The organism is Pedobacter sp. SG908, from assembly GCF_011759615.1.
Taxonomy (GTDB): Bacteria; Bacteroidota; Bacteroidia; order Sphingobacteriales; family Sphingobacteriaceae; genus Pedobacter; species Pedobacter riviphilus.
The window spans coordinates 506,778-526,892 of record NZ_JAAOYY010000001.1 but is presented as its reverse complement, the minus strand read 5'-3'; the positions used below and the strand labels follow the sequence as shown (position 1 = coordinate 526,892).

The 20,115-nt window shown below is 38.6% G+C and carries 16 protein-coding genes; 4 read left to right on the top strand and 12 right to left on the bottom strand.

The annotated features are described in order from the left end of the window. Nucleotides 1-10: 10 nt before the first annotated feature. Together FHT21_RS02010 and FHT21_RS02005 are read right to left on the bottom strand one after the other, a co-directional pair. Entirely contained in the window at nucleotides 11-1,168 is a 1,158-nt protein-coding gene (locus FHT21_RS02010; protein ID WP_167293128.1) for a FecR family protein, read from the bottom strand. 211 nt (nucleotides 1,169-1,379) lie between these two features. Further along, on the bottom strand, nucleotides 1,380-1,955 hold the full coding sequence (locus FHT21_RS02005) for an RNA polymerase sigma-70 factor (RefSeq protein WP_167293127.1): 576 nt from the start codon (nucleotides 1,953-1,955) through the stop codon (nucleotides 1,380-1,382). Between the two features lie 318 nt (nucleotides 1,956-2,273). On the opposite strand from FHT21_RS02005, the gene FHT21_RS02000 reads away from it, so the two are divergent. Further along, complete coding sequence (locus FHT21_RS02000; RefSeq protein WP_167293126.1) at nucleotides 2,274-3,845, top strand: PepSY-associated TM helix domain-containing protein; 1,572 nt, start codon at nucleotides 2,274-2,276, stop codon at nucleotides 3,843-3,845. 166 nt (nucleotides 3,846-4,011) lie between these two features. Here the strand turns inward: FHT21_RS02000 and FHT21_RS01995 are convergent, their stop codons facing one another. After that, nucleotides 4,012-4,986: a DUF1080 domain-containing protein gene (locus tag FHT21_RS01995; RefSeq protein ID WP_167293125.1), complete on the bottom strand. Its 975-nt coding sequence runs from the start codon at nucleotides 4,984-4,986 to the stop codon at nucleotides 4,012-4,014. Nucleotides 4,987-5,152: 166 nt separating this feature from the next. Between FHT21_RS01995 and FHT21_RS01990 the strand changes: the two genes are divergently transcribed. Further along, entirely contained in the window at nucleotides 5,153-7,084 is a 1,932-nt protein-coding gene (locus FHT21_RS01990; protein ID WP_243853834.1) for a mechanosensitive ion channel family protein, read from the top strand. 132 nt (nucleotides 7,085-7,216) lie between these two features. On the opposite strand, the gene FHT21_RS01985 is transcribed toward FHT21_RS01990, so the two are convergent. The 9 genes from FHT21_RS01985 to FHT21_RS01945 form a co-directional block, all read right to left on the bottom strand. Continuing rightward, nucleotides 7,217-7,738: a hypothetical protein gene (locus FHT21_RS01985; protein ID WP_167293124.1), complete on the bottom strand. Its 522-nt coding sequence runs from the start codon at nucleotides 7,736-7,738 to the stop codon at nucleotides 7,217-7,219. 181 nt (nucleotides 7,739-7,919) lie between these two features. Next, nucleotides 7,920-9,113 carry a phosphoglycerate kinase gene (locus FHT21_RS01980; RefSeq protein ID WP_167293123.1) on the bottom strand — a complete coding sequence of 398 codons (1,194 nt, stop codon included), beginning with the start codon at nucleotides 9,111-9,113 and terminating at the stop codon, nucleotides 7,920-7,922. A 6-nt stretch (nucleotides 9,114-9,119) separates the two neighbouring features. Then, nucleotides 9,120-9,557, bottom strand: a complete 438-nt coding sequence (locus FHT21_RS01975; RefSeq protein WP_086544984.1) for a GNAT family N-acetyltransferase — start codon at nucleotides 9,555-9,557, stop codon at nucleotides 9,120-9,122. A 644-nt stretch (nucleotides 9,558-10,201) separates the two neighbouring features. Further along, nucleotides 10,202-11,197, bottom strand: coding sequence for a type I glyceraldehyde-3-phosphate dehydrogenase (gene gap, locus FHT21_RS01970; protein WP_167293122.1), 996 nt, complete (start codon nucleotides 11,195-11,197; stop codon nucleotides 10,202-10,204). Nucleotides 11,198-11,307: 110 nt separating this feature from the next. Next, nucleotides 11,308-12,387, bottom strand: a complete 1,080-nt coding sequence (locus FHT21_RS01965) for an MraY family glycosyltransferase (RefSeq protein WP_243853833.1) — start codon at nucleotides 12,385-12,387, stop codon at nucleotides 11,308-11,310. A 178-nt stretch (nucleotides 12,388-12,565) separates the two neighbouring features. Further along, a complete protein-coding gene (locus FHT21_RS01960; RefSeq protein WP_167293121.1) occupies nucleotides 12,566-13,306 on the bottom strand; it encodes a glycosyltransferase family 2 protein in 741 nt (246 codons plus the stop codon). Nucleotides 13,307-13,416: 110 nt separating this feature from the next. Beyond that, nucleotides 13,417-13,728, bottom strand: a complete 312-nt coding sequence (locus FHT21_RS01955) for a hypothetical protein (protein ID WP_167293120.1) — start codon at nucleotides 13,726-13,728, stop codon at nucleotides 13,417-13,419. A 564-nt stretch (nucleotides 13,729-14,292) separates the two neighbouring features. After that, nucleotides 14,293-14,763: a hypothetical protein gene (locus tag FHT21_RS01950; protein WP_167293119.1), complete on the bottom strand. Its 471-nt coding sequence runs from the start codon at nucleotides 14,761-14,763 to the stop codon at nucleotides 14,293-14,295. 308 nt (nucleotides 14,764-15,071) lie between these two features. Then, nucleotides 15,072-15,488, bottom strand: coding sequence for a hypothetical protein (locus FHT21_RS01945; RefSeq protein WP_167293118.1), 417 nt, complete (start codon nucleotides 15,486-15,488; stop codon nucleotides 15,072-15,074). Between the two features lie 1,322 nt (nucleotides 15,489-16,810). Between FHT21_RS01945 and FHT21_RS01940 the strand changes: the two genes are divergently transcribed. Both FHT21_RS01940 and FHT21_RS01935 read left to right on the top strand, forming a co-directional pair. Continuing rightward, nucleotides 16,811-17,623, top strand: a complete 813-nt coding sequence (locus FHT21_RS01940; protein ID WP_167293117.1) for a polysaccharide biosynthesis/export family protein — start codon at nucleotides 16,811-16,813, stop codon at nucleotides 17,621-17,623. Between the two features lies 1 nt (nucleotide 17,624). After that, nucleotides 17,625-20,024 carry a tyrosine-protein kinase gene (locus tag FHT21_RS01935; protein ID WP_167293116.1) on the top strand — a complete coding sequence of 800 codons (2,400 nt, stop codon included), beginning with the start codon at nucleotides 17,625-17,627 and terminating at the stop codon, nucleotides 20,022-20,024. Nucleotides 20,025-20,115: the final 91 nt, after the last annotated feature.

Genomic DNA, 20,115 nt, shown 5'->3' with positions numbered 1-20,115 from the left:
ACGGTATGTATTAGTTCATCAGAATAACCCTCCTTCCCTCTATTTTATAATTTACGCCCCCCGTAATTTTCATATAATCCAGCAGCTCAGTGATATTGCTGAACCTAGAGGTTGTTCCGCCAAATTTTTTCGATTGTACGTTACCTCGGTATTCTACTTCGATATCGTACCATCTGCTGGCTATTTTCATCACTTCTTTGATGTTCAGATCTTTAAATACAAAGTTGCCCTTTACCCAGCCCATCACCTGTTCGATATTGGCGTGCTGGACCGAAATTTCGCTGTTGGTATAAGCTGAAATACCCTGTTGGCCAGGTGCAAGAAGTTTGGTTTGTTTTCCCTTGTTCATGCTAACGGAACCTTCTATCAGTGTAGTGGTAATATCGGCATCATCCCCGTAAGCAGAAATATTAAAGTGGGTACCCAGAACACGTACCTCAACATCATTAGCTTTCACAATGAACGGCCTGGATGTATTTTTGGCAACCTCAAAATAGCCTTCGCCTTTAAGTTCTACATTTCTGTACCTGCCATTAAATTCAGCAGGATAGGTAAGTGAAGAAGCTGCATTTAACAAAACCTTACTCCCATCAGATAAAACAAGCTGATACTGCCCGCCCCTGGGAACAGTTATGGTATTGTAAACGGGCTGAGTGCTTTGTCCTGTGGCTTTATCCCCGAGGTTGTACACCAGCTCCCCATTTTCTTTTTTGATAATCTCTGTAGCACCTTCTTTGGCCAAAACCCCTGCGTGTGGGTCTGTTAACACAATCTGTGCTCCGTTACTTAAGGTCAGCACAGCTTTGTTCGATCCTGGCCTGATGTCTTGTTTTGCCGCATTTGGTACCTGGCTTACGATCTGTGTCTTTTTATCTCTCCTGATAAAAAAACTGCCAACAGCAATCATAATCAATATGGATGCTGCAGCATACCATATCCGGTAAGAGCGTTTTAGGGTTTGTTTGGGCTGCTCTTCAGGCAGGTCAATCCTGGAGCCGATCTTTTCCAGGATTGAGGCTTTCAGGGCATACTCCTGCTCATCAGATAAACTCACATCAGACATTGCCTCCAGTCTTTTGTAATACTCATCCAATAATGCCTCTTCCTTCCTGGTGGATTTACCAGCAAGATATTTTTCCAATAAATTTAAATAGCGCTGTCTTTCCATGATACCATTTTATTACTAGTGTAAAAATGATGCCTATACCCTACGGTTAAATGAAAATATTTTTTCACGTTATTAGAAATAACAGCATTTGGTACTACTTTGATATTTTTAAGGAAAGCAAAGCTTATGCAGCGTCGGTTACAGCAGCCCCGGCCTTTGCTTAATCCCGGTTACCTTAAGTAGTTAAAAATAATTAATCGAACTCGGGTTATTAGAAAAATATGGTGGTGAGTACAGATAAACATCCACTTAAGGATAAGCCCTTACGGATATGCTTTAGCGACTTTGTAATGCGCTTTTCTACTGTTTTTTCTGAAATACCCAGCACAGCAGCAATCTGTTTGTAGGTCATACCCTCTTCCCTGCTTAGGCGGAAGCTCTCCTTACAGTCTTCAGGAAGAGCGTTGATAATCTCTGAGAGTAATTCTTGCTGTTCTTTAAACAGCAATGGATTATCGGTAATGATATCGGCCGTTATCAAGGCCAAACGGTTGTAAAAGTTACTGTCATGTTTCCTCTGCCTTATGGCCTCATACACAGCGAACCGTGTAGCCTGTTGCAGGTAGGCTTTAAGATTGAGGATAACCGCCTCGTTTTTCCGGTTCCATAAACTCACAAAAATATCCTGTACAATGTCTTCCGCGGCGATAGTATTATTGAGAATGCGGTACGCGGTTTGGAAAAGTAATTTCCAATAATTATTGTAAATAACGGTAAAAGCGCCCCGGTCTCCTTCTCTAAGCAGTTCAGTTAATTCGGCATCACTAAAATCATGGGCTTCGGCCATTAATACCTGGTTATAAAATTGTATCAATCAATTTTAGATATTTTTTCCCACTATACTATAAATCGTCTGAATTATTTTACAAGAATTAACCTAAACTCTCGCGATGTTTTAACCAGAAAGTGTTTTTAAATATATACTAGTTAACATGCGCCAATGTTTTGAATACATTGTTTTCCTCCCGATTAATACTCTGATTAACAGCTTTCATTAAAACACTTATTTAGACTCATTAAAAATAATTTGGATAAAAGCATTTAAAACGATTTCTTTGTACGTGTAAACAAACCATGTTGCATAACGGAGATGCTACGCTCAAGAATGAAATCAGAACACAATCGTAAAAGTTTAAATTGGGCAAAACATCAAAAAAGGTGGTTCGGCAAATGGCACCTGTACCTGGGTATTATTGCCGGCGCAATTGTGGCCTTTGTAGGCGTTACAGGGAGTATCCTGGTTTTTCAGGATGAGATCGATCGTGCACTGAACCCTGATCTGTTCGAGGTAATTGCGCAGAAACAAAAGATGCCCGTTGAGGAGATTGTACCACTCATTAAAAAGAATTACCCTGAGCTAAAAATCGACTACCTGATGCTGAACAACTTCAAAAATCCCAATGAAGCATACAGCGTTATGAATTTAAAAACGGGCGAAGAAACCTTTATCAATCCGTATACGGGAAAAACGGGGGGTAAAAGAATACACACCAGTTCATTTATCCATATTGTTACCGAACTGCATCGTACGCTGCTCATCCCTGTTGCAGGCCGTTATATTTGCGGCCTGGCGTCACTTTGCCTCTTAATTTTAACCATTTCAGGCTTGCGTTTATGGATCCCCAAAAAATGGAAACAGCTAAAATCGGCACTTACAATAAGGTTTAGGGGATCATTTAAACGGCAAAATTACGATTGGCACAATTCACTCGGGTTTTACTCCTCTCCCATTGTGGCGATATTGAGTCTTACCGGTTTTTCCATTACTTTTTCTACCCTTGTTATCCCCCTGTTATTCGTGCTCAGCGGGAAATCGCCGCAAGGAGTGGCTAAATTGTTAGGAGCTAAATCGGCATGGTATGCACAGGCTGTACCCCTTCCACTTAAAGATATTGTTGCCGCAGCGAAAGAAAAAATGCCCAACAGTTATATTGGTGGGATTGCTTTTCCGGCCGAAAAAACAGGTACCTACCGCTTAGATGTAGTTAGTGGAAACCTGCCTAAAGTTGGAAAAAGAGAAATGCTTATTGTTGATCAATATACAGGCAAAGTGCTATTGAACAGCCGGAAGGATTTCCCCAATGTAGGTAATGCTTACCTCAGCTGGTTAACACCCATCCACTATGGAAGTTTTGGCGGCAGGCCTACACAGGTTATTGCCATCATTGCCGGATTAATGCCACTTGCCCTATTTATTACTGGTTTTATTATTTGGTGGCCACGTTATAAGAAACAAAAGAAAGGCAAAAAACGCAAGACAAATGAAGCAGCTTTGAATGAGGCATTGGAAACCCCAACAGTTGAAAAAGAATTAAACCCAACGAAAATAAAAACGCCACTGCCAAAATTGGGCAGATATTTCCTGATCCAGTTTAAATCGGGATTAAAATATGCCATTGTTATTCTGTTGATCAGTTTTATTATGGGTGCACTTTATGGCCTTCTTTCAGGAATCATTATCCAGCCAGCCATTTTCGTAGTGGCCTTTAGCTGCGTAATGGTCTGCTTGAATTTTATATGTGCATTGTTGTCAGAAATATTCAATATCCTTTTTCTACTTCCATTTAAAAGGGGGAGTTATAGGGTAACCCGCTATTTTGCATTGTCAACTGCATTTTTTGTTTGTTACCTCGCTGTGTATATCGTTCTGCTCAATACTGGCTTAGAGATTTTCTAAAGTGATACTATTTCTTCAGTATAAAATCTTTTAGCTGTTTTTCAAACTTGCAAGTGATTCCCTATCGAGTTGGAAATGACGACCCTTATAATCTAAAATTTGCATAAAATTATCCCTCGGGATTGGCAACTCTATTTTATGAAACAGCCTGTCCTATTAGAGATAATTATTTTGCCGGTGTAATTACAATTTTCCGATATTCGATCGGTTCGTGATCTCCCTGGAGATAAATAGGCCCGGGCTCTCCCTCATTACTATCCAATGCTCCTCCGGTAATGCCCGGAATTTCCTGGTTACTGATGATGGTTTTGCCATTGGCTACCACTGTTACCAAACGGCCAACAAGAGTAATATCGTATCGCTGCCATTCATCTGGACCAAGCGTAACCATTTCGTTAGGAGTTAAAAATCCATAAATACCACCGAAGAGTACGCTATTAGGATGCGCATCTTTTTTGCTATCTTCAATCTGCACCTCGTAACGGCCTCTTAAGTACACACCGCTATTTCCACCTTTTGAATACCTGAATTCGACATGGAGCTTAAAATCATTGTATTTCTGTTCAGTAATAAGATTTGAACCTGCTTTCGGACTGGTTAAAATACCATTTTTCACTATCCACTGGTTTGGTCCATTGGTTTTCCATCCAGATAGATCTTTACCATTGAACAAATTGATAGGTTTACCCCATGCTGGCGCAACAGCTCTTTTCAGGTAAGGTGCTTTAACACCTTTCCAGCTATATTGTTTACCATTGCAATCAGTCATTATCCCCTCGATGCCTGCTTCGGCCACAGTACCGTCGATAATCAAATTCGATGTACCATTTTCCCATTGTGGCGGGATTTCAAACTTAAACTTGCCATCAGCAAATTTTACTTCCGATACCGGACGTGCACTACCTGCAGTAGATACAAAATACCCCACTAAAGTTTTATAACCCGATAGTTTTACTTCCAACCAGGCTGGTGCCAATTTTCCGTTTACATCAACCGTAATATCCCAGCGGCCAATCAGCGCTGCAGGCTCAGTAAGCACCTGCATATGATCTGGTTTTACAATTGTTGCAGCAAATGTTTTTTCCGACAAGCCTACAATCAGCAGACAGCCTATTCCAAACAAAAAGAGTTTTTTTCTCATAGATGTAATTCGTTTATTAAGCAATTCATATATACCCGGCGGCTAACATAAGCAGCTGACTTAGCAATTAAGGGTAAGGTATGACTTATTTGTTTTAGGCGCAAATACTCAATTAGTTTAAATATGAAAACCCAGTTATGGTTCAAAATCTGATCGGCTCATTTTAATGGCAACCTACGCCGATTTTATTCAGTTATGGCTTAATTTTATTACTTTAGGTAAAGCCATTGAAAAAAATATGATCAGAATTTTTACCGTACTTGCCCTCATCATTTGTGCTTCTACCTTTAACTGCATTGCAAGACAAGATAGCGCTAACAAAAAAACCGACAGTGTAGCCATTAAAAAACTCGAAAATGATCTCGACAGGGTTAACCAGCTGTCTGCCGAGAGGCTATCAGACTCACTTAAAAGATCTGAGCTTGAAAGGCGTGTGAGCATATTGGGTGTAGCGGATAAATCCCAGCGTGAATCTCTAATGGCAGAGCTCACCTCACTTAAGAAAAGAGATTCGGTACATCTTTCGAGCCAGCAACACCAGATTGATTCGCTTCGCTCCATCATCAAGGGCATACCAGTGGTTTTTCATTCAGATACCCTTTATTATATCTATGCCAAATTGGGAAGTTTCAGTGCATCAGACCGTGCCCGGGCGGTTGCAGAGAGGCTAGAGCGCATTGGTGATGCCCCTGGGTACTCAGCAGACTCACTCAAAATCAGCCCGGCAGAACAATCTACAGACCTACTCTATGGCAGCAGCCTGTTATTATCAATCACCGACCAGGATGCACTTTGGGCAAAAAAAGACCGTAACAGTTATACAGCGTACATCAAGAAAAAAATATCGACTGCCCTTGAGCAGTACCGGAAGGATAACAGTTGGCGGGTTATCCTGGAAGAGATCCTGCTAACCTTATTGGTCATCACTGTGGTTATTGCCCTGATTTACCTGATCAATAAGCTTTTTAAAAAACTGTCCGGAAAAATTATTTCCTCAGACGGTCGCCTCAAAGAAGGGATCAGGATAAAAAATTATGAGCTCTTAGATGCTGCGCATCAACAGAACGCAATAGCCATTATATTAAAAATCATCCGTTACGCCGTTATCCTGGTGGTTATTTACCTTGCTTTTCCAGTGTTATTTGGCATTTTCCCCTTTACCCGTGATCTTTCTGTCAACCTGCTGAGTTATATCCTCAGCCCACTAAAAAAAATTGGCATTTCGGTGTGGCACTATATCCCCGATCTGATGACCATACTCGTGTTGCTGGTGGTTTTTCGTTACGTAATCCGCCTGGTCCGCTTCATTAAAACAGAGATTGAACGGGGAAAGCTCACCATTCCAGGCTTTTATAAAGACTGGGCGAACCCTACCTATCAGATTATCAGGGTGTTGATCCTGGCCTTTATGCTCATTGTGATCTTCCCTTACCTGCCAGGATCGGATTCAGGTGTTTTTAAGGGAGTATCGGTATTTATGGGCGTGCTGTTTACTTTTGGATCTGCAGGTGCATTAGGCAATGTTGTTGCTGGCCTCGTGTTAACCTATATGCGCGCCTTCAGGATCGGCGACCGGGTAAAAATTGGTGAGGTTACAGGTGATATTACCGAAAAGACCTTGCTGGTAACCCGGGTACGTACCATTCAGAATGAGATCGTCTCTATCCCCAACTCTACTGTGATGAACAACCATACCATAAACTTCAGTATAGAAGCTGCCGAAAAGGGGCTCATCGTCAATACTACAGTTACTATAGGTTATGATGTTCCCTGGAGACAGGTACATCAACTGCTGATTGATGCGGCACTTGCCACTGAGCTCATTGAGGCTGAACCTAAGCCCTATGTGCTCCAAACTAGTCTTGATGATTATTATGTAAGCTATCGCCTTAATGCTTTTACAAAATCTGCAAACAAACAGGCCGTTATCTATTCAGGGCTACATGCCAATATCCAGGATCAGTTTAACGAAGCCGGCGTAGAGATCATGTCGCCACACTACAAGGCACTCAGGGATGGTAACGCGACAACTATTCCGCAAGACTACTTGCCGGCAGATTATCAGGCTCCCACCTTCCGTACAGAAAACAAAGTATAAAAAGATAGTAAGGGAAGCTCAGATGCTTAACTCCTTTTAGGTTCCTGGTTGCAGAACATTATTTTAACCCTTAGGCAGTTTTGCGATGAAAGAGCAATGCTGATAACATTATCCAGGTAATATATTTAAAAGCTAATACTCTCCCAGCACTCTAAAATGTAACTCACGTTGTGAAATTACGAACAGGGATACAAAGGTAAAAAGAAAATTATTGAAGTTTTTATGGTCTTCTGCCACAGCACTTTCAAGTTCCCAGCCACTAAAGAATGTGTGTTTTATCTTAAATAACCTGGCCTCATTATAAAACAAGGTAAGAGAGGGTTGTTTGGTCCAAAAACTAATATGTGCAGAAATATTCAATTCTACGCTGATATCATTGTTATTATCATCCGATATTATGCTTTTGATGGTTAACATTGGAATGCTACCACCCAAGATCTCACAAAATAAAAAATCATCTTTTTTTAATTCGTAGCTGGTTCTTTCACTAAGGGGATTTTTCGCCAGACAATATGCGCTGCCAGCTATATCTGCCGTTAATATCTCTTCGTTTTCTTCTGTAAAAATGAAAGAAAATAATTCTTGTCCGTCTGTATCCGTTACAACCAACTTAGGTATGGGTTTTCGGATCTGTTTTAGATTATAATAATTCATGGTATATTCTTTCCCTGCTTTTTATCAAAAAAAAGATAACTTATACATTAAACTTAAAACTATTTTCGCTAAACGAGAAATATGCCAGCCATCTGAATTACTTCCACTCTCAACCTTCTTGTCTTTTAACAGAAAAGGCCTTGCAATCTGCAAGGCCTCCTTAATCGAAATTGATTTATGTTTATCCATTAATGGCTTTAACACCTGGCAATTCTTTGCCTTCCATATATTCGAGCAAAGCACCACCACCAGTAGAAACATAACTTACTTCATCTTCCATACCAAATTTGGCTATCGCTGCGGCCGAATCGCCACCACCGATTAATGAGAATGCACCGTTATCTTTAGTAGCTGCAACAACTGCTTCTGCAACAGCTTTAGTACCTACCTGGAAACTTTCCATTTCGAAAACCCCCATTGGACCGTTCCACAATAAGGTTTTAGAGTTTTTAATTATATCCTGAAATAATGCAACTGATTTCGGACCGATATCCAGTCCCATCCAATCTGCCGGAATATGGCCTGAATCTACATCCTTTTTAGCCGCATCGTTTGCAAATTTATCAGCAATTACCGTATCAACAGGCAAAATCAGGTTTACACCTTTTGCTTTTGCTTTTTCAATCAGTTCTAAAGAAAGTTCCTGTTTATCAGCTTCTAATAACGAGGTGCCGATTTCTCCACCTTGTGCTTTAGCAAAAGTGTAAGCCATACCACCGCCAATAATCAGGTTATCTACCTTATCTAACAATTTCTCGATCAGAAGAATCTTGTCAGATACTTTAGCACCACCCATAATTGCAGTAAAAGGTCTTTCTGCATGGTTTAAAATTTTCTCCGCATTTTCTACCTCAGCGGCCATTAAATAACCGAAGTATTTTGCATTTGGAAAAAACTGAGCAATAATTGAAGTAGAAGCATGTGCACGGTGGGCTGTACCAAAGGCATCGTTTACATAAACATCGCCTAATTTTGATAATTTCTCTGCAAAGGCCACATCGCCCTTTTCTTCTTCTTTGTAAAAACGAAGGTTTTCTAACAATAAAACTTCGCCCGATTTTAAATCAGCTGCCTGTTTTACGGCACTTTCGCCAATACAATCGTCAGCAAACTTAACATCAACACCAATAAGAGCAGATAAATCAGATAAAATGTGTTTTAAAGAATATTTATCGGTTGGCCCATCTTTCGGGCGGCCCAGGTGCGACATTAAAATAACAGCTCCGCCATCTTTTAAGATCTTAGAAATGGTTGGTAAAGCAGCTCTGATTCTTTTGTCATCTGTAATTTTAAATTCATCATCCAACGGCACGTTAAAGTCTACCCTGATTAATGCTTTTTTATCTTTAAAGTCAAACTGGTCAATGGTGTTCATGTTTAATTATTTTTGATTTAAGTTTAATTTCATTTCGTAATGGAAACCGATACCAGGGATATCAAATTCAGGCGATTCGGTAGTGAAGCCGATTTTCTTATAAAAAGCTGCCGCCGTTGAGCGGGCATTACACCATAAATAATCGGTTTTATATTCTTTTAGGTACTCAATGGCAAAAGTAACCAACGCTGCACCATAACCATTTCCAACGGCATCAGGGTGTGTAGCCATTCCCCTAAGCTGATAGCCCTCTCCTTCTTCCGGAAAAAAATCGTTCCGCATAAAAGTAGCAATTGATTTTATTTCTCCATCTTTTAAAAAACCCAAGTGAAAGGTATCGTAGGCAAGATCGCCTTCAAAAACACATGCTTCGAATGGTTTGCCATTACGTAAAACCAGGCTTCTTAAAGGCAGTACTTCTTCCGGAAGAATAAATTTGACCATATTTTTATCGTTAGCTTATATCTAAAGACATTGCTATAGGATGCACCGCAAACGTCTGCAAAGTTAATAAAGCAATTGAAACCCAATAATAATATCGGCCACAATTTTCAACATTTAGCTCCGGTTGGCAACGATCAAAACAAATGAACAATGTGCCATTTTCAAGAAAAGCAAGCGTAATGCCTATAAGTTACGGCAGCCCTTCTTTCCGCTCCTATCTTTTTGTGATGGCCTGGAAGACGTTGCTGACCTGTGGAACAAAAAGGATAGCCGCTACAATAAGGTTTATTTAACGAAGGCTTGTGTAACAAAACCGCAGTGTATATTAGAATGGGCAGCTTGGTATGGCTTCCCCCCGCAGATAAGAAGTACCTAGCCCCGGGCGCAGTGGTATCCCCAGGAGCGCAGCGCAGGGGATATAGCGAAGAACGGGAACGAACTTTAATAACTGTACAGGCCCTGCGCTCCAAAAAAAAATAATCTAAATTTTCTTGCAAAGCAGACATAGTGCCTATCGGTTACAGCAACCTTTCTTTCTGTTTCCTATATTTTTTTGTGATGGCCTGGAAGATGTTGCTGACCTGTGGAACAAAAAGAAGGTCTATGTAAAGCTAAAAATAAATGTTGCTTAAGAATTTAAATCATCAAGCTTTAGAAAGCGTTTCTATTTTCCTTACCACATCGATTAAACGGCTGCTATAACCATATTCGTTATCATACCAGCCCACTACTTTAACCATATCGCCTACAATAGAAGTCAATAGCGAATCGAATACGCAGGAATGTGGGTTATCAATAATATCGACCGATACAATCGGGTCTTCAGTGTATTGTACCAGGCCCTTCAACTCATTATCTGCAGCGCGTTTAAAGGCAGTATTAATTTCTTTAATCGTGGTTTTCTTTTTTAACAGACAGGTAAAATCGGTTAATGATCCGTTTAAAACCGGAACCCTGATTCCTGCTCCACCTAAACGCCCATCCAGTTCTGGAAAAATATGGGTAATGGCTTTTGCTGCCCCTGTTGTAGTTGGAATAATGGAAGATGAGGCGGCCCTTGCCCTGCGTAAATCTTTATGGTTAGCATCATGCAGGTTCTGATCGCCCGTCATGGAGTGTATAGTGGTAATATAACCTTCTTCAACACCCCAGTTATCATTTAAAATCTTAATCATTGGGGCAATATTATTGGTTGTACAACTCGCATTCGATAGTATAGAACTAGTTAAATCAATGTGATCTTCGTTTACCCCTAAAACCACCATCGGAATATCATCGGCTGCCGGAGCAGAAATAAGCACCTGTTTTGCACCCGATGTAATGTGTTTTTCGGCTGCCTCCCTGGTTAGGTTTTTACCTGTACAATCGACAACTAAATCAACGTGCAATGCCGACCAGGGCAACTCGTCAGCTGCTCTAATTGCAAAAACCGGAATCGAAAGCGCATCAATCACCAGTGCATCTGGTTTTGCAGAAACACTCCCTGCGAAAACACCATGAACAGTATCGTACTTAAATAAATGAGCCATCGTTTTGGCATCTGCCAAGTCGTTAATGGCCACTACTTCAAATCCCTCAGCCAATGCTAAGCGTAAAAATGTTCTTCCTATTCTACCAAAACCATTTATTGCCAGCCTCATCGTATTAAAAAATTAGAGCGCAAAATTAGTATTAATTTATCAAAGCAAAGACCTGATTATATAAGATGGAAAAGAGATGATGAAAGCTTATACCTGCTACTATTAAAAGTTTACCTGCCTTTCCTTTTAAGCAGACTTAAGGTAAGCAGGGTATTAAACACAATACAGAGCCCAATAATGAGCAAAATCAGGACAAAATTCCCAAGATGCTGAAGGAAAATGGTGGCCGCTATTGTAGCCAGATTAAACCCAGCAGTAGAAACGACGATTAAACTAGGCTTAAATCTTAAGCGTTCCAAACGGTGATGAATATGGTTACGATCTCCTTTAAAGGGAGATCGGCCCTTTAAAATGCGGATGGTAAATACCCTTAATGAGTCAAATATAGGTACAATCAGTATGGCTACCGCTATTGCTGGCGCGGAATAAAAAGCAGGTTTATTTTCTCCGGTAAACTTGTTGAGCTCTATAAATTTAATCGCTAACGCGGCAGAGATAAGCCCGATAATCAGTGCACCCGTATCGCCCATAAATATTTTAGCCGGAAACCAATTGTACTTTAAAAAGCCAGCAATGGCACCTGCCAGGGCGAAGGCAATAAATGCATAAGGCACTTGTCCCATGAAAGAAAACAAAATACCAAAAGCCAGGCTCGTTAAAATGCCGATTCCACCTGCCAATCCGTCAATGCCATCTATTAAATTGAATGCATTATTCAGGAAAATAATTAATGCAATCGAAAAAAGGCTTCCCCATAAGGGCGCCATATTTCCTATACCCAATACCCCGTACAAACTTGTTAAACGGAAAGCCCCAAAAAACACAAGGATAAAAGCGACTACGATCTGCAGAATAAATTTTGTGCTGGCATTGGTACCGTAAACGTCATCTTTTAAACCAAGTGCAGAAAGAATGATACATGATACAATTAAAAAGTTGGCTTCTTTAAAATTAATAATGGAAGAAAAAAGCAAGATACTTACCGTAAAACTACCTACAATGGCTAAGCCGCCTAAACGTGAAATATTGCGTTTATGTTTTTTACGGTAAAGGTCGTTCTTATCAAAAAGGCCATACTTTAAAGAAGTATAGATGATACTTGGAATACTAATAATTACGATTGAAAAGGCCAAAATAAATATGGCTATACAGAAATAGTCAGGGCTGGTATTCAGAATATCTTTTAGCAAAACTTATAGGGACTTGCAAGCAAATATAACTATACTAAGATAAACAAAATTGTGATGTAAAATGTTTAACATGACATTTATCAAAATAATCGACTTACGTCGCACTAAACAGACAAAAAATATTTCAGATGTTAAGCCAGCAAGCAATAAATGACGCTAAAAAACTGATTAACAATCACTAAAACTGACTGAGTTTGCTTAGCTTTTTCTTTAGCAATACCCAAAAAGGCATGGGTACCTTATTTCTTTTTAGTGCTTTATAATCATTAACAAAAGCAGAGACCCTGCTCATCACAGATTGGTTACTTACCCCCCCCATGCGCATATTCACCATTAAGATAGGCAGATAGACCGCTTCTATTTTATGGGTGTAAAAGTAACGTAATATTAATTCGTAATCGGCAGCAGTGCCTAAGTCTAATGCGTAATCCCCATTTTTTTCAAACAACGATCTTTTTAGATATAGCGTGGGGTGTGCGGGCATCCAGCCTTTTTGAAGGTCCTGAAATGTGTTTTGCCGTGATTTCCATTTCCTGATAATTTTATGCGATGTAGGATGTATATAATTGAGATCACCATAAAGTCCATCTATTTTCGGCTGATCCATAAAGGTTTTGGCTACCGCTGCCAACACATCAGGGTGCGCAAATAAATCATCGGCATTTAAAATCCCGATTACTTCTCCTGTTGCCCTTTCAATCCCCTTATTAATGGCATCGTATAAACCTTTATCTTTTTCAGAGACAAAATAATCAATGGCAGATCTATTTTCTTGAATAATGTTCAGCGTTCTGTCTGTCGATCCTCCATCAATTACGATATACTCTACATTAGCATAAGTTTGTGCAATTACCGAATTGAAACATTCCTGTAAAAATGTTTCTCCATTGTAAACGACTGTAATGAGGGATATTTTCATTGTTACCAAACAGCGGTTCTTCGACTTTTTTTAAGCTGAAAACTGTGGTAAAGATAAAGATTAGCTTTACATATGCCGAATGGTTCCTTATTCCAACCGACAAAGATGATTTATAGTTTATTCCTTCTTCTGATGATGAGCAAGCCAAATAAACCTGCTGCTGCACCTAAAAGCCAGGAATGGTCGTCGAGGTTGCATTCTACCATGGTAAAAGTACCTTCTGAACCATACCTAAACGAACCTAACAAACATATCTTGATACCAAATAAATCAACGCCTAGAGTTCCGTCGCAAATAACACAAGAAGATGCTGTGCTGCTCGGAGTCCAACTACAGTAATTAGCAGATAAAGATGTTGAAGGAGATTTATTATATAATTGAGAAGAGCCTAATACTTCAAGAGCATTAGAAGTATAAACCATATTATAATATGGCACTAAGCATCCCGTTGCTGAGCCTTGGCCAAAGGCGCCACAAGACATTAAAATAACAAGTATGAAAAAGTAAAAGCTTTTCATGTATCATTATGTGATGATACACTAAGTTACTTCAGTTAGCAACTAAAAACTACGTTCGTTTTGTTCAATATTATAGCAGTAGTATGGCCTTGATAGTCCAAACTTACAGCTACAAGAAATAATAGAGTAATTGTTTATTAACTGTATATGAATTGATTTTTTAAGAATAATGATGATACCAAAAACTCTAGTAGAATATATGATAAAAGGCATGTAGTCATCAATGGGTAAATTATTTAGCGGGCCTGCACATGGATAATTTGGATCAACATCCGAAAGTATGAAGAATCATTATAAATATAACTGTCTTAGCATATCTAATATTGTAGGTTGCCGTAATTCTTCAGTCGCAAACCGGATCTGTAAATCCCACCGTTGTAAGTAGCCATTTCCATAGTACTAAACATCATAATATCGACAGAGAATAATCACTCAAAACTTAAATATAGTCCAGATTCCTATAAATAATTAAGTAGTAGCTGATTCAGTCGAATTAAATAAATTCTTGCGCAGAAAACAGGCCCCAATAATACTCGAGAAAACTATAATCAATCCATTATAGTCATCCAAAGGGAGATTACAATAATTAATTAATTCATACTCCAGTGGCCGACCAATGCCTAAACTCTCATTTCCATTAATTATACAGCCATTTTTTTGTGCATCTGTTATCCTCAAATCTTGTTTGTAGCCCCACATATAACATTTCGCTGGATCTCGGTAATACGCAACCTCTGAATCTTTCACTGGCTCTACACTTGACGAAAAATTTTCATAATATTGAGTGTAATATGGATTTCTATATATTCCAACATCAGCAAGTTGAACATTATATATATTATCGTTCAATAGACACCCTCTTTTATTCGCACAAAATGCTGTATTTACAAATAAGGAAGAACAGAATAGGATCAGCACCCTGGCAACATTTACACTCATCTAAATTTTAACTTTTTTCACTAAAAAACGTAGTATAAAAACTACATTTTTCACAAAAATCGCAAAATAAACAATACTATTTAAGGTGGCCTATAGATTCTGTTTTTTCTATGACGAAGATGTAGACAGGGCTGAGGAGTACCGTAAAGACATTTTTGTTGATCAAAATCAAACCTTTAAAAATTTAAAATGCCTTTAAACAGCTTGAAAAGCAGATATGACAAATTGAATCAATTTTGGTGGATGATTTTTACTTGAAAAACCTGTTCAACTATTGTTGACAATTGTCATGAACAAAATGAACGAAGCTAAAGCATTTTAATAAAATCTCGACAAGAGATGTTTTTAAAATTGAAACGTGTTAGAAAAAACGAGCCAATTCCGGCTAAAGCACACAATGCAAGGGGCGTATAGTCATCTATTGGGCAAGCTAAAGTATATATACCAATAATACCACACAAATTATTCCCTTCGGGGGTATTGACCTTACAGGTGCCTGATGTTGATAGAGGTGCCCAATCACATCCTGCCGGCTTGTTGTATTTAGTTTGGGTATTGCTATAAGATTGAGTCCCTGCTCCACATATCGTAGTAGTAGTAGCTGTACCAGTCATAGTATATAAATCCTTATTTCCACCGGCAGTATAACAACCGCTTTGGGAATAGACATTAAAATAAAAGGAAACAAATAGCACTGATAGAAATAAATTTCTTATAATTTTCATAAGACGACGCTAGAGGGATAAATTCCAGATCCCAAAATTAAGAAGCTTGTCTCAGATAAAAGCGAAATGCCTATTTAATAATACAATAAAAGCGCTTATATCTATAAATATGAGTATTAGTTTTATTCTAAAGAGAGCAAAAATTAATAGCTTCAGAATTAGTTTTAATTTTTTTCAACCTTTTAAATTATTGGTGTAAAGTTGAATATACATTTCTATATGATGCTATTATGAAATACAGGAAGTAATGATACAACCTGAAGGGTTACTACTTTTTACAATGCACGCACCCTGTTAAAAACTAGCAATACCAATAAGAAAAATTCACGACAGGTACAGCAGCGGATGATTCCGTGTTTGAAAAATAGACTGTAAATACTAAATCGCAAATAAATTTGTGATAGTAATATATAATTAGCGCTTTTTGCTACTAAATAAATATGAGTATATTAATGAAGTGTCAATTTAGGAAAAACTATTGCTACCATTTTCAAAATGTAATTAGTCCCATCGAATGATAAAAATGTTTAACGACGAAAATCGATTTCATATTAAGCCGATATAGAAAAACAAGTTGTTTTGGTATATTATTGAGCGATATGATTGAAACTACAATGCAAAACTAAGTTGGTGTCTACGCAGAAAAAATAGACCTAAAAAGCCAAGAGGCAGAATAAGAAGCAAAATATTATTATCTAACGGGCATTCAGTTCTATATTGATTCTCTGTATAGGTCTCATTATGTCCGTATATACATCTACCACCCAGCCACCACGGCCAATAGGCATCACATACAAAAAATGTTCCTGTCCTCGTTATTCCTGTTGAAACAAACTCGCATTGTGATGTGGGTTGACAACTGATTACATTACCGTTTCGATCATAAATGCAATCACCGGTTGAAGATACGCTAGAAGCCCACTGCTGAGCTTTGGAAGATATCACAGAAGCCATCAGGAACATGGCAACTGCAAAATTTTTTTTAAACATAATGTGAATGATAGACTTCTATTTTTTTTTACAAAAATACCCTAATTATTGTAGCTATAATATTACATTATACTTTATAATTGACATTTATCATAAACAAAATAGTTTATTCAATGAGAGTTATCTAAAGCCTTGAGAGATGGTTTGAATGTTGTCGTAGGTAATAAAACTGCAGTTATCTCGTGAAAGAACGTTTTACACTATTTTACAAACCTCTTATTAAAATCTTTCTTCAATCAATCAAAACCTTTGCCTGAGTAATTTTTCTTCTTTTAATGATTTTAAAAGTATTTTTGTTATTTAAAATTGTTTCAAGGATGTGTCGTATGCTGATGAACCTCAATCGAAAATATATTTATTTGTTAATCACTTTGCTTTCCATTTTCTTTTTAAATGCCTGCTCGGTTCGCAAGCAACGCACCTTATTTTACGCACCTTCCGACATTGTTACTGATACAATCAAACACGTTTATGTTGTTAACGATCAGGGTATAAGCGATGCTTATTATAAAATCAAGATTAGCGATCAATTGGCCATAAGAAATGTGCAGAACCCCGAATTTGGAGCTACTACATCTGGTAGTTCCGGTACCCTATCGAATACGACTTCAGGCACGGCTCAGAATATGCTTTCTTATCCGGTAGAGCCGGATGGCATGGTTAATCTACCAGCCATTGGAAAAGTAGAAGTTGTGGGCTTAACCAGGCGTGAAGCTACAATCAAAATCCAGGATCTCTATAAACAAAAATTATTAAAAGACCCGATTATAGAGCTAACCGTTGTTAACTTAAAAGTAACTTTATTGGGTGAATTTAGTAAGCAAGGCAACTTTCTGCTTGAGAAAGACAATACCAGCCTAATCGAAATCATTGGTGAGGCCGGCGGGATTACGAAAACTGCAGATCCTAAAACCTTAAAAATTATCCGCGGCGACCGAAGCCATCCCGAAATTATTTATGTAAACTTAACCGATATTAATAGTTTGGCAAGTAAAAAACTGATATTGCAGAATAACGACATCATTGTATTGCAACCTACTAAGAGTGCTGCACTGAGCGAGAAACTTCAGAGTTTTAACAATATCGTACAACCACTACTTGTGGTGGTTAACCTTGCCGTATTAATTTTTACTGTGACACGCTAATATGGAAAAAGCAGAAGATTTAGAGGTTAAGGCGGTTAGCCAACAAATTGATTTTTATAAAATATTCAGGGTATTTTGGAGCAGGTGGTATTGGATTGCTGGCTGCATTGCCATTGCACTGGTTGTTGCTAAAATAAAGGTACTTTATACATTACCTATTTACCAAACCGGAGCATCGCTTAAACTACAGGACAGTAACCCGAGTGTGAGCACAAACAACCAAATGCCCACACAGGTTTATAATTATACCGATAAAATTCAGGCAGAAAGTTTTGTGATCCGCAGTAACGATGTTGTACTTAATGCCATTGCTAGCCTGGATTACAAAATTTCCTACTATTTAAAAGGCAGGATCAGGACAACAGAACTATACCCAAGTATTCCTTTTCAGATCGAAATTATACAACAGGATTCGGTAAACTTTAATCGGGGTTTGTACAATATAGAAGCGATTGACAATAAAAGCTTTAGCATTAGTGATCCTAACAACGAAAAAGCCAAACCAACCATCCACCGCTACGGAGAGGTATTAAATATGGGCAATATGCGATTCCGCATTAAATCCATTGTTCCAAAAGGCGATTATAGCTTTAAATTTAATACCAAAGAAGATTTTATCGGACGGGCAATGGGTTTAAATGTAGCGGAGGCCGCACGCTTTACCAATGTAATGAGTTTAAGTTTAACAGATGGTAATCCTGTTTTTGCTGCCGATATGCTCAATGCCATTATGAAGGAATATGTGCGTTACGATTTGATCCAGAGGCAACGTTCGGCTAAACAGACGGTCCAATTTATTGATACGCAACTGGGCTTTATTAATACTGAGGCGGGTAAATCTGGCAACACGTTGGCGAACTACAAAACCCAGAACAAAATGGTCGATCTTGGATCTACCACCTCTACAACAATCGGTAAATTATCAGATTTTGAGAAACAAAAAACAGAACTAAATATTAAACAACTGGCGATTAAACAACTGGAAGACCAAGTGAACAATAACCGTTCGAAGGTAGAGATTGGCTTAGATATAGAAGGTGATTTAAATAGCGGATTGGGAACTTTAGTTACTCAACTAAACACCTTACTCGCGAATAGAATACTCAAACTCAATCAATTTAATGCAGATTCGCAACCCGTTAAACAAATCGATCAGCAGATCGCCAATGTAAAAGCGAGCATCAGGAGCAGTGTGCAGGCCATGCGCAATAATAATGAACAGACCATCCGTTATATCAACAGCCAAATTTCTGCGGTAAATCAAAACATAAGCACCATTCCGGCCAAAGAACAAAACTTTGTTAAACTCAGCACCAACTTCGAAGTAAACAACAAAGTGCGTTCTTATTTATCTGAAAAAAAATTAGAAGCAGAAATGAATGCTGCGGCCACGGTATCTGGTGCCGCTATTGTAAATTTAGCTTATCCATCTTATTATTCTATTTCTGCGAATTCGAATAAGGTTTACACTTTTGCCATTTTATTTGGTTTAGGTGCAGGTATGGGTTTGATCTTGCTGGTACGTTTTTTAAATCCTTACATCTATGACAAGGAAACCGTAGAAGGCTTAACGAATACGCCTATCATCGGGGTAATCCGCAAATTCCCCGATTATATTGATCAAGATAACCGCCAGGCCTTATCTATTGCTAAACCTAAATCAGTTTTTGCCGAATCGGTTAGGTCCGTACGTACCAATTTGAGCTTTTTAGCCAGCCATAAAAAAAGTAAAGTGATTTGTATTACCTCTGAAATATCAGGTGAAGGGAAATCATTTGTTACTGTAAACCTGGCGGGCACGCTTGCGTTAATTGAGAAAAAAGTAATTTTAATTGCTGCCGATTTACGTAAATCGAGACTACATAAAGTTTTTGGAAGCGATAACCGTAAAGGGCTGAGCTCTGTCTTGTCCGGACAGCATAGTTTAGCAGATGTCCTCATCCATGACGAAGTACATCATATCGACTTTATTCCATCAGGCCCCGTACCCCCCAATCCTTCAGAGCTTTTGCATACTGCCGCCATGCGCGATTTACTAAAGGCTTTAGAAAAAGAATATGATTATGTTTTGGTCGATACGGCTCCGGTAGGCCTGGTTTCGGATGCTATACCGCTGATCAGGAACTCTGATGTAAATCTTTTTGTGATCCGTTCAGGTGTATCGCAAACACGGGCAGCAGCTATTCCAGAGCGGTTATCACGGGAGTATGGATTAAGCAATATGGCCATTGTATTAAATGCATTTGGTGATGATGCCCTTTATGCGAATTATTATACAACTGATTATAGCCGTGGTGGCGGCAACAGCACTTATTATTATTCTGACTATTCGGGATATTCTGGCTCAGGTTATTACGATGATGAGAATAGGAAATGGTGGATGTTTTGGAAGAAGAAGTAAAAGAGGATGGATGAAGAAGGAGTTTTTTCGTTGATAGACTTGTTGCTCAACCGTTTATGATTAAACGGATAGAAATTTGATAAAATATGTA